The sequence below is a fragment of the Actinomycetota bacterium genome (assembly GCA_035759705.1).
Taxonomy (GTDB): domain Bacteria; phylum Actinomycetota; class CADDZG01; order JAHWKV01; family JAHWKV01; genus JAJCYE01.
Map to the genome: position 1 here is coordinate 1 of DASTUJ010000070.1, position 4,342 is coordinate 4,342.

Consider the following 4,342-nt stretch of genomic DNA (forward strand, 5'->3'; position numbering starts at 1 on the left):
TCCATCGCCTCCCTGGGAGGCTACCTGGCGGACCCCAGCAAGCTGGCGCTGGGCGTGGAGCTGAAGGTCAACCACCTGAAGCCTGCGTCGAGCGGCTGGGTAACGGGCACCGGCAAGCCCCTGCACTCCGGGTCGACGCTGGCGGTGTGGGCGGTTGAGATCACCGACGAGGAGGGTCGCATGACCGCCTTCGGCACCTGTACGGTGGCCCTGCGGGAGCGGCGGGACTGAGTATGGATCCCGATGCCCACGCCGGCCCACGCAGAGGTGTTGGGCGGACTGATTGACCCGGTATCAACACAACTACGAGCCAACCTCATCCCGGACGCGTCACTGGCGGCCTTGGCCATCGAACACGGACTCGCGCTCTATTCAAGCGATACGGATTTTGCCCGCTTCGATGAGATTCGGTGGATCAACCCTCTCAGGTGAATCAACACTCCTGCGCCGCAGGTTCTAAGGTGGTCGCATGAAGATCTCCGACCACCGCGCAGCGGGGCCCAACGAGCCGGCGTTTCCCGGCGAGCCGGTCGAGATGAGCCTCATGGAGCACCTCGAGGAGCTCCGGGGCCGCCTCTTCAAGATCGTCCTGGCCTACGCGATCTGCTGCGTGATCGCCTGGTACCTCTACTCGGTCATCCTCGACATGCTGATCGAGCCGCTGACCAAACTCCCGATCGCCGATCAGATCCTTCGTGAGGGCCAGCTGATCTACACCGCCCCGACCGAGGCCTTTCTGATCCGCCTGAAGGTCACGGCGTTCACTGCGATGATCTTCGCCCTCCCGGTGATCCTGTGGCAGCTCTGGCGGTTCGTCACCCCGGGCCTGCATGCCCACGAGAAGAAGTACGCCCTTCCCTTCGTTTTTGTATCGCTCATACTGTTCGCCCTCGGTGTAACCGTCGCGTTCGTGTCGCTGCCCAAGGCGCTGGAGGTTCTGGCCGGTTTCGCCGGGACCGAGCTGGTGCTGCTCCCCCGGGCCGCCGACTACCTGTCTTTCGTCCTGATCCTCATCGCCGCCTTCGGCTTCTCGTTCGAGTTCCCCATCATCCTGCTCGGCCTGACGCTGGTCGGCGTGCTGAGCAGCGCCAAGTTGCGGAAGGCCCGCCGGATGGCGTGGGTAGTGATCCTGGTGCTGGCCGCCGTCATCACCCCCACCCAGGACCCGATCACCCTGATGATCATGGCGGTCCCGCTCGGGCTGCTCTACGAGGGGACCGTTATCACCGCCAGGCTGATGAAGCGTTGAGCCGAATGCGGGATACTTTGAGTAATCGATTGAAAAGGAGCAGATGATGCCGAACCTCGGAGGCGGAGAACTACTGATAGTCGCCGCAGTGGTGATGCTGCTGTTCGGCGCCAAGAAGCTTCCCGAATTTGCCCGTTCCCTCGGCAAGGCCAAGGGCGAGTTCAAGAAGGGCCTGGACGACGAAGAGTCGACGCCCGTTGTGACCAAGGCAAAAGAAGCCGACCCCAAGGCATAAATACCTCGCTTCGCCCTCCTGCCACGCCGGTTCGAGCTGGTTAACCCCGGGTAAAGTTCGCGGAACCTGCGGCGCCATCGGCGTAACAGATACAATCCGGCCAATTGGTCCGATTGGTCCGGAGATACAAAGGGGGTTCGAATGAGGAAAGTGCGTGGCACAAGGCTGGTGTCCCTTCTTGTCCTGATGATGCTGGTATTCGCAGCATGTGGAGGAGGGGACGACGGGGGCGATGACGGCGGCAGCGCCACCGAAGCTTCCGGCGATTGCGATCCTGGAACCCTGGAGCCCGCTGAGGCTCCCGCAGAAGCCAGAGTGATGAGCCTCGCCCAGGCGAAGCCGACCGTTACCATCGGCACCTTCGGCGACCGGACCGGCGACAACTCCAACATCATCATTCCCAGCCACAACGGTATGGAGCTGGCCATCAAGCAGGCCAACGAGGCGGGCGACCTGCCCGTGACCCTGGCCTTCAAGCCGCTCGACAACCGCAACGGGGCCGCGGACACCGCGCCGGCCATCGCCCAGCAGTTCATCGGCGACCCGTCGGTAGTTGCGGTCCTGGGTGGAGGCTTCTCCGGAGAGACAGCAGCCACCGGACAGCTGTTCACCGACGCCAACCTGCTCTTCTTCTCCGCATCGGCAACCCGCTCCGACCTGACCGAGCTCGGCTTCGACACCTTCTTCCGTGGCCTGGCCAACGACAACGATCAGGGGACCGCGATCATCGAGGTGTTCGAGCACCTTGGCTGTTCCGAGATCGCTGTGGTGGACGACAAGACCCCCTACGGCGAGGGCCTGGGTAACGTTGCGGTTGAAGAGGCTGAAGCCGCAGACATGGAGGTCGTCCTCGAGGAGAGCATCGAGCCCACCACCGACTACACCGCGCTGGTCGACTCCGTGGTCGCCGAAGGGCCCGACGCCCTGTTCTACGCCGGCTACGCCGCACAGTTCCAGTTGGTGGCCAAGCAGCTGCGCGAGAAGGGCTACGAGGGCATCATCGCTTCCGGCGACGGCAGCAAGGAAGAGCCCATCGGCGAGAAGATCGGCCAGGAAGAGGCCGAGAACGTCCTGCTGACCTGCCCCTGCCCGGACATCAACCTGTCCGAGGAAGAGGACGCCCAGGCATTCGTAGAGGCCTTTGAGGCGGAGTACAACGAGCGCCCGGGCATCTACGCCGCTGAGGGCTACGACGTTGCCAACGCCACCATCGACGCCATCAAGAAGTGCGGCGAAGACGGGGGCGCAGCCGGGGTGACCCGGGAGTGCGTGGTCGAGAAGGTAGGCGAGTCCGACTACGAGGGCCTGACCAAGACGATGACGTTCGACGACAACGGCCAGGTGGAAACCGGCGCCGTCTCGCTGTTCATCATCAAGGACGCAGTGGTCCGTGAGGTCGGCAAGGTAGACGACCTCTAGGCCGAAATAACACCCGAGCCAACACCATGCTCGATTGCTTGAGAGGAGGGCCCACGGGCCCTCCTCTCGTGCGACTTCCAGGGCAGCCCCATTCCTGACTGCCTGAGCTCAGACCTTCCCTTCCGGCTGGCCGGAGGGCTGTCCACCGGTGCGGTCTACGCCATGATCGCCCTCGGGTACACGCTGGTGTACGGGGTTCTGCAGCTGATCAACTTTGCCCACAGCGAGGTCTTCATGCTGGGCAGCCTCGCCTCATTTTTGACCGTCACCGCCCTCCTCCCGGACGGCGGCGCGACCACCCAGACGCAGGGCATCCTGATCCTGGCGCTCGCGGCCATCCCGGCGATCGTTATCGGCGGCCTGACCGCGGTGGCGCTGGAACGGGTCGCCTACCGGCCTCTCAGACGGCGAAACGCGCCCCGACTTGCCTACCTGATCAGTGCGATCGGGGCGTCACTGTTTCTATCCAACGCCGTCCGCATCTGGCGCGGCCCGAACTTCGAGACCCTGCCCCGCACCATCCGGGCCCGGATCGTTCTCGACCTGGGCGACACGTTTTTCACCGGCATCCTGCCCGAGTCCGTGCAGCGGGTGAAGATCCAGAACCGCGACATCATCGTGTTCGTCATCGCCATGCTGACGATGGTTGCGGTCGACCAGTTCATCAACCGCTCCAGGACCGGCCGGGCCATCCGCGCGGTGGCCCAGGACTCGGAGACCGCCGGACTCATGGGCGTGAACATCAACCGGGTGATCACCGTCACCTTCCTCATCGGAGGCCTCCTGGCCGGCGCCGCCGGGCTGCTGTTCTCCTGGTCGTTCGGGGTGACCCGCTTCCAGATCGGCTTCCTCCCCGGCATCAAGGCGTTCACCGCCGCCGTGCTGGGTGGGATCGGGAACATCCGGGGGGCGTTGATGGGCGGGCTGCTTCTCGGCGTCTTCGAGAACGTCGCAGCCGGGTGCTTCGGGGTCCAGTGGCGCGACGTGGTGGCCTTTTTGATCCTGGTCCTGGTGCTGCTGTTCCGTCCCACCGGTCTGATGGGCGACAAGGAAACCCGGTGAACAATTCAGAGGCTGTCCTGGCCCGGCCGAAGAACGGCAACGGCAAGAACGGCGACGCCCGGCGCCGGTTGGTCGTCAACGGCGTCGTGGTGCTGCTGGCCCTGTTCGCAGTTGCCATCCCCCAGTTCGTCTCGCTTGCCGCCCAGGAGATCCTGGTTTTGATCGCCACCTTCGCCCTGCTGGCGCTCGGCCTGAACGTCGTCGTGGGCTTCGCCGGCCTGCTTGACTTGGGCTACATCGCTTTCTACGCCACCGGCGCCTACGCATGGGGAATCCTCTCCGGCGCCGGGCCGATCAAGATGCCGTTCACCGGGTCCGACTTCTGGGCGGAGTGGGGCTTTTGGATCATCCTGCTGGTGGTCCTGGCCATCAACATG

7 protein-coding genes are annotated in these 4,342 nt (G+C 64.3%); all 7 read left to right on the plus strand.

Annotation, left to right across the window (positions count from 1 at the left end; all coding sequences use genetic code 11):
• The coding region (locus tag VFV09_04660; protein ID HEU4867004.1) for a hotdog fold thioesterase at positions 1 to 231 on the plus strand (231 nt) is incomplete at its 5' end.
• A 12-nt stretch (positions 232 to 243) separates the two neighbouring features.
• A complete protein-coding gene (locus tag VFV09_04665) occupies positions 244 to 432 on the plus strand; it encodes a PIN domain-containing protein (protein HEU4867005.1) in 189 nt (62 codons plus the stop codon).
• Positions 433 to 469: 37 nt separating this feature from the next.
• Positions 470 to 1,249, plus strand: a complete 780-nt coding sequence (gene tatC, locus VFV09_04670) for a twin-arginine translocase subunit TatC (GenBank protein HEU4867006.1) — start codon at positions 470 to 472, stop codon at positions 1,247 to 1,249.
• Positions 1,250 to 1,295: 46 nt separating this feature from the next.
• Positions 1,296 to 1,484, plus strand: a complete 189-nt coding sequence (locus VFV09_04675; protein ID HEU4867007.1) for a twin-arginine translocase TatA/TatE family subunit — start codon at positions 1,296 to 1,298, stop codon at positions 1,482 to 1,484.
• Positions 1,485 to 1,634: 150 nt separating this feature from the next.
• Positions 1,635 to 2,903, plus strand: a complete 1,269-nt coding sequence (locus VFV09_04680; protein ID HEU4867008.1) for a branched-chain amino acid ABC transporter substrate-binding protein — start codon at positions 1,635 to 1,637, stop codon at positions 2,901 to 2,903.
• A 138-nt stretch (positions 2,904 to 3,041) separates the two neighbouring features.
• Complete coding sequence (locus VFV09_04685; protein ID HEU4867009.1) at positions 3,042 to 3,965, plus strand: branched-chain amino acid ABC transporter permease; 924 nt, start codon at positions 3,042 to 3,044, stop codon at positions 3,963 to 3,965.
• Positions 3,962 to 4,342, plus strand: a 381-nt coding sequence (locus VFV09_04690) for a hypothetical protein (protein ID HEU4867010.1), incomplete at its 3' end; no start/stop codon positions are given. The genes VFV09_04685 and VFV09_04690, both read left to right, overlap by 4 nt.